Genomic DNA, 6,036 nt, shown 5'->3' with positions numbered 1-6,036 from the left:
CGGCCAGGGCAAGACCGGACGCACCAGCCCGGGCCACCGGCAGGGCGGCGGCCAGCGCGGCCGGTTCCGACCGCCCCGGTGATCAAGAGGTTGGCGTCATTCTCGGGCGGGATCCTGACGCGAACCTCTTGATCAACGAGCCGGGGTCAGGTGGGCCACGGCGCCGATCTCCAGGGCGGCCCAGATGCCGTTGGGGGTGAGGGTGATGCCGTGCGGCTCGGCGTCGGGGGTGGGGAGTGCGTAGCTCTCGATCCGTCCGGCGCGGTCGATGTGACCGATCCGGTTGGCGCCCCACTCGGTGAACCAGGCGCCACCGGCCGGGTCGGCGACGATCGCGTGCGGACGGGCCGCACGGTTCGGCAGCGGAAACTCCGTGATCCCGCCATCCGGGGTGATCCGGCCGAGCTGACCGGCGGCGATCTCCACGAACCAGATGGCATCGTCGCCGCCGAGGGTGATGCCGACCGGGCCGGCGTTCGCGGTGGGCAGCGGGTGCAGGGTCACCCTGCCGTCCAGGTCGATCCGGCCGATCGCGTTCGCCTGGTTGAGGGTGAACCAGAGCGCCTGGTCGGGGCCGGCGGTGATCATCGAGGCGAACCCGCCGGTCACCGGCAGCGGGAACGAGTCGACCGTGCCGTCGGTGTCCACCCGCCCGATCGTGTCGGAGGTCATTGCGGCGTACCAGAGCCCACCATCGGGTCCGGCGGCGATGCCGCCCGGGCCGGTACCGGACGGCAGGGCGATCGTGCGCTGCTCGCCGTCGACGCTGATCCGGCCGATCCGGTCGTCCCCCGAGCGGGTGAACCAGAGCGCGCCGTCCGGCCCCGCGACGATGATCAACGGGCGGCCACCGGGCGGATCCAGCGGGTAGGTCCGCACCGCGCCGTCGGCCCCCAGGCGGGCGATCCCGCCGGCGTGGACCAGCGTCAGCCACAACGCGCCGTCGGGGCCAGCCGTGATGCCGTACGGGCCGGCGCCCGCCTCGACGAGCGGTATCTCCCGAATCTCGACGGTCATCACGAGCCGTGTCCTTCCGTCGGTGGATCGCCAACCCTGACGGCTCATCCAGCCACGACGCAACCGATTTGACGCCCGCGAGCCCTGGATTGTCAGGCTGCTGACAGGGTCGCCACGGGTTGCGCCAAGGCTTGCCGGTCACTGTCGATGACGAATTGCAGCAGCACCGACCTTCTGGAGGACAGCATGTCCCGCACCATCCGTAGGAAGCACCTGCTGGCCGGCCTGGCCACCGCCGGCGTCCTCGGCGTGGGGATCGCGGCCCCGACGATCGCGTTCGCCGCGGACAAGCCGACGCCGGGCGCCAGCAGCACCGCCGACAGCTCCGACACCGGCTCCGGCCCGGCGAAGGCCGACCGGCGGGGCGAGTTCGCCGAGGCGCTCGCCAAGGAGCTGGGTGTCCCCACCGACAAGGTGACCGCCGCTCTGGAGAAGGTCCGCGAGCAGCACCGGCCGGCCGGTCGGCCGGAGCGCCCGTCCGCCGAGGACCGGCAGGCCGCGCTCAAGCAGCGACTGGACCAGGCGGTCAAGAACGGCAAGCTCACCCAGGAGCAGGCCGACGCCATCACCAAGGCCGTCGAGGCCGGCGTCTTCCCCGGCCCCGGCGGCAAGGGCGGCCCGGGCGGCCACGGCGGCCCCGGTCACAAGGGCGGCCCGGGCGGTGCGGGTGCCCCGGAGGGCTCCGGCCAGCAGGACGCTCCCGAGGCCACGCCCGGCGCGTGACCCTGGCTTGATCCACTCCGTTTCGCCGATGTGGCGGTGTCCAGGGGTACGGACACCGCCACATCGGCGATCTGGAGTCGACCACCGCCCCGAGCCGCGCTGGCGCCCCTGTTTGGCCGGTCGGACGCGGTTGGGAGGTCAGGCCTGGGCGGGTGGGGGCGCGAAGACGCCCACCCGGTTCCCGGCCGGGTCGAGCAGTTGGGCGCGGGTGAGGCCGGTGGGCGTCGTCCCTGGCGGCACCAGCACCTTCCCTCCGGCCGCCTCGGCACGGCGGCAGGTCTCCGACACGTCCGCGACCTCGGCGTAGAACACCGCGTAGCTCGGCTCGTCGCCGCTGGTGGTCCGGATCGCCCCGCCGATCCCGGTGTCGCCACCGGCCCCGGTGACACGGTAGGTCGGGCCCTGCTGCTCGAAGGTCCAGCCGAACAGTTCGCCGTAGAACCGTTCCGCCTCGTCCGGCCGGTCAGTGCCGAACTCGAACCAGGTAATGGGCGTCGTGGACATCTACTGCCTCCAGAGTTTCCCGAGCCGGCCGTTCGGCCGTCGTCTGGAGCAGACTCGGGGCCGTCCGCGACAACGTCCTGTCGGTGTTTCCCGGCTAGTTCGGCGAAGCTGACGGCTCATCCGCCACCAGCCGCAACCGTTGGACCAGGTCGGGCCGACGGGCCCCGTACCGCAAGCTGAAGTACTGAGCCTCCGCCGCCGATATCGGCTCGCGATGCAGTTCGAGCTCGTACATCCGCACCACCAGCTCGCAGGTCCACTCGTCCAACCATTCGAGAGGGCTTCCCCCGCCGGCCGCCCCGCCTCGGGACCTGGCGAGCAGCCCGCCGGCGAGTGCGACCCACCTGGCGTCGACCTGCTCGTCCCGGCCCAGGAAGGCGAGCACGCACCTGACCGCCGGGGCGACCTGACCCACCGTCAGGTCCAACTCATCCAGTTGCTGCAGGGCGTTGGCGACGAACGCGGGCGACAGCTCGGTGTCGGACGCCAGCCGGTCCAGCAGAAAGGCGGCCAAGGTCTGGCCGCCCGACGTCGGCGCCTGTGGCTCGACGCCCGCGAGCAGGCGCTGATACACCCGCTCCCGCTCAAGGCGCGGCGTGGGATGCAGCGGAAGGAGAGCGGCATCGAGCAACAGCCGAGCCTCGGAGCGGTCTCCATCCGGGAAACTGAGGAAGTAGTCGAAGGTGTCGAAGCGCCTCTCCGACGAGGAGAGTCCGATTGCCGGTTCCATGGCGTGCAGCACCGTCTCGCCGTGCGGATCGCACTCGAAATGCACGCTTCTGCGCCACAGGCCAAGATCGACATTCGGAAAATAAACATGCTCCGCGTCGCTAGAGACGGTCATGTCCAGACGGCCGAGGAAGTTCCAGCGGGGATCGGGCTCCAACGGCGCCCGATCGTCGCCGGGCTGCAGCGACAACGTGAGCTGAGCGCGGCCGTGCTGCCACATCCGCAGCGGATGGACCAAGGCCAGCAGCCCCAGGTACGCGGCATCGTCCAGGTGGGCCCGCCATTGCAGCGCCTGCCTCCGCCAACTCTGCACGGGTTCGGCGCTGGAAGGGAACACATCGCCGGACGGCAGGTCACGGACACACAGGGCGAGCAGCAGCAGATTCGCGGCATAGACTGCGCAGCGCTCCGGCAGATGCAACCGTCGGGGCCGGTACGACTCGTACCGGCCCGCGGGGCGCGGTTCCGACGTAACGCGGAACAGCCGCAGCAGCAGGGCCACAGCCTCGGCGCGGTGGTCCTCAGGCCACGCCACCAGCGCCTCGACCACGAAGGCGACCACAGGCGCACGGTTGGACAGCACGGCGAACGAGAGCAACACGTACAACCGGTCATCGTCGACGGGCGCATCGTCGAGCAGGGTCGCGGCCTCACGCATCACGAGGTCACGCAGAACGAGTGTGACGGTACGGGCGATGAGAAACTCGCCGAAGGTCGCGTGCAGGAACTCGTAGGTGTGCGACGGCCCATGCTCCCGCGCCGCCGTGGAACGGTGCACGAAAAAGAACCGCCCCAGCACGATCTCGGCGGTGCTCAGCGACGCCCGCTCGTCCTGCCGGATCGTCGGGGCCCTCCGCCCGAGGAATGGCAGCGCGACCAGATCAGCATCAAGATCGTCCTCGCTCACCCACTGCACACCCCGGTTGAACATGCTGAAGGCGACGACCGAAAGCCGGCGCAGTTCCTCCTCGGTGGCCCGGGCCAGATCCCGATCCGGCAACCCGGAGGACTGCTTCAGAACCTCTCTGTGGGCGAACCGCTTCAGCAGGCGTTCGTACAACTCGCCGCGTCCCAACGCGCCAGCCGAGCGCAGGTCGTGTCCGTCCGCGTCGTAGAGGGCAAGCATCAGCAGGAGCAGCGGCTGCTCCGCGAGTTCACGGTGCGCCTGAACCACGTCCGGATCCAGCCGACCCGTGCCCGACTCTCGGAAGGCGTCCGTGTTGACCCGGTTCCAGGTGGCGACCCAGGTCCGGATCCGGGTCGTGTCGAACGGCTCCAGCAGCACCGCCACCGTGCCGGGCGGCGGCTGGGCGCGATCGGCAACGCTCGTCCGAGTGGTGACGAGTACCGCGACCGACCGGCCTTGATCCGCCTCACGACGTTGGAACACCGCCACTCTGCGCAGGTAGTCAGTCTGGCTGGCGCCGGTCGCCTGCAGCAGTTCGTCGAACCCGTCGAGCAACACGACCGGCATGGCGTCGCCGGCCGACCGAACCAGTTCGGGCCAGGTGAGCCGCTCACCGGTCGCCGTGCGTACCGCCTGTTCGATCTGGTCTTGCAGGTCGCCGGCCGCGTACACCTCCCGCAGCACGACGCGGATCACAAGGAAATCGGCGGCAGGTAGTTGCGCGGCGAGGATCCTGGTGAGCAGGGACTTGCCCGAACCGGGCTGGCCGAGCACGAGCAACGGCGCCGTCGTCGCACCGGGCGAGGTCAGATGCACCACGAGGGACTGCCACAGGTCCTCGCGTAACGGATGTTCCCGCCACCAACTCTCGTCACTCGGGCGAGCGCTGGCACTCAACTCGGCGATCCGGCACAACGGCGGCACGTACGCCTCACCGAGCGTCGGCATCCGCAACCCAGCCGGCACGTCCCCCGAGGAGACAATCGGTTGTCGCAAATCGGAGGCGTAGGCAGCGGCGAGACCGGCGCGTCGCTGGGTGGGAGCGCGGCCGGTGGACATGGCGGCCAGGGTCCGACGCATCTCCTCCAGCCCGACCGAGATCGCCCGGATCTGCTCGCGAGTGGCCTCGTGCTCCTGCAACCCGAGCCAGAAGTTGGCCTCGAAGAAGTCCTCCGCCAACCGGGTCAACAGTTCCCGGTGGCGTCTTACGGCGACGTCGGGAAGTTGGGACAACGCCACCGCGGTCCTGCTCCGCTGATGATGATTCGCCTGATCCCAGACGGCCAGACCTTCGACAAAGTGCAGGACGCGGACAGCGAGACCGTCGTAGTAGGTCGCGAGGGCTGCCCGCAGTGCCGGGTAGGGCACGTGCGGCCCCGGCAGCGGCGCCGCCGTGCCGAAAAACGCATCCACGATGGCGTCGGTGACCGGTCCGGCGCCTGCGAGGGTTAGCTGCTCCCGCGTGTCCACCGCCAGTTGGGCCGCGTCGAAGGGTAGGTCGGCATCGTTCAGTGCCTCGAAGAAGGAGGTCACCGCGATCACGGCATGCGCCGCCTCCAGACGCTGCGTCCGGTCGTACCGGGACAGCCCGGAGCGTCGGTCGGAGACGTTGCGTACCAGCTCGTGGCCGAGCCGAACGAACTCCGCCTTGGCGTCGAAGACGCTCAGGGCACCCGGCACCCCGCCGACCGACGCACCCAGCAGCGACCAGCCCGTCAGCTTGTCGAACCAGGTGACGAACCGGCTGTTCTCCCCGCCGAGCAGACGGACGGCGTCGGCGTAACTGAGCGTGTCGGGCACGCGGTCCTCCCCCGGTACGGCAGACCTACCAGACTCCCGCAATCCGGCGCTGCGTGCTGTCAGCTATCAGACCAGGCTCAGCGGGCGGACCCGACGCTGGGGAATGTCGAGATCCGCCGGGCGAAAGTCCCGGGACACCACCTCGGGCAGCGCCCGGACGTCCCGGATCCGGTCGGTACGGAAGCAGCGCAGCTCGTCGCGCAACCGGCACCAGGCCACCAGATACCAGTGTCGGGAGTTGCCGAGGTAGCCCAGCGGCTCCACGTCGCGCAGTCGAGTCCGCGCCGGCGCGGTCGGCGTACCGCATGCGCAGCACCCGCCGGGCGGTGACCGCGTCGGCGACGGATGGCCGGGAC

At 70.3% G+C, this 6,036-nt stretch carries 5 protein-coding genes; 1 reads left to right on the top strand and 4 read right to left on the bottom strand.

Annotated features, from left to right (window positions below):
- Nucleotides 1-132: 132 nt before the first annotated feature.
- On the bottom strand, nucleotides 133-1,017 hold the full coding sequence (locus tag JNW91_RS28710; protein ID WP_203178608.1) for a Vgb family protein: 885 nt from the start codon (nucleotides 1,015-1,017) through the stop codon (nucleotides 133-135).
- 186 nt (nucleotides 1,018-1,203) lie between these two features.
- On the opposite strand from JNW91_RS28710, the gene JNW91_RS28705 reads away from it, so the two are divergent.
- Nucleotides 1,204-1,740 (top strand): hypothetical protein, encoded by a 537-nt coding sequence (locus JNW91_RS28705; RefSeq protein WP_203178607.1) that lies wholly within the window; start codon nucleotides 1,204-1,206, stop codon nucleotides 1,738-1,740.
- Nucleotides 1,741-1,878: 138 nt separating this feature from the next.
- On the opposite strand, the gene JNW91_RS28700 is transcribed toward JNW91_RS28705, so the two are convergent.
- The 3 genes from JNW91_RS28700 to JNW91_RS28690 form a co-directional block, all read right to left on the bottom strand.
- Nucleotides 1,879-2,244, bottom strand: coding sequence for a VOC family protein (locus tag JNW91_RS28700; protein ID WP_203178605.1), 366 nt, complete (start codon nucleotides 2,242-2,244; stop codon nucleotides 1,879-1,881).
- 94 nt (nucleotides 2,245-2,338) lie between these two features.
- Entirely contained in the window at nucleotides 2,339-5,680 is a 3,342-nt protein-coding gene (locus JNW91_RS28695; RefSeq protein ID WP_203178603.1) for an NACHT domain-containing protein, read from the bottom strand.
- A 66-nt stretch (nucleotides 5,681-5,746) separates the two neighbouring features.
- Nucleotides 5,747-6,036 (bottom strand): helix-turn-helix transcriptional regulator (locus tag JNW91_RS28690; protein WP_238425883.1); only part of this gene is annotated, 290 nt, incomplete at its 5' end.

The sequence above is a fragment of the Micromonospora parastrephiae genome (assembly GCF_016802865.1).
Classification (GTDB): Bacteria; Actinomycetota; Actinomycetes; order Mycobacteriales; family Micromonosporaceae; genus Micromonospora; species Micromonospora parastrephiae.
Note: the sequence above shows the minus strand (reverse complement) of the source record. Positions and strands in the feature narration are given on the sequence as shown.